Genomic DNA, 290 nt, shown 5'->3' on the forward strand with positions numbered 1-290 from the left:
GCCCTTGATGTCGATCTTCCCCGGCGCGTGAATCTCGATGTTGCCGCCCTTGATCCCCACGTACGCGCCGCCTGAGGTCAGCAGGATCTCCTGTTTGGCGGCCACGTCGACGTTCTCGGTCGTCGACACGATCTTGACGACCTTCTGCGCGGTCACCTCGATACTGCCCGCTTGCGCCTGAATCTCGACCTTGCCCTTGCCCGCGACCAGTTTGACCCCGGCATTCTGGGCAAACAGGCTGAGGCGATCCCTGATACCGTCGACCAACGACTTCCCGGTGGTGATGAAGG

1 protein-coding gene is annotated in these 290 nt (G+C 62.1%); it reads right to left on the reverse strand.

Annotated features, from left to right (window positions below; genetic code table 11):
• A partial coding sequence (locus KVT39_RS36800) for a DUF2345 domain-containing protein (RefSeq protein ID WP_217591462.1) occupies window positions 1-290 on the reverse strand: 290 nt, incomplete at both ends.

Origin of the sequence: Burkholderia sp. GbtcB21, assembly GCF_019091065.1 — a bacterium.
Taxonomy (GTDB): domain Bacteria; phylum Pseudomonadota; class Gammaproteobacteria; order Burkholderiales; family Burkholderiaceae; genus Burkholderia; species Burkholderia pyrrocinia_C.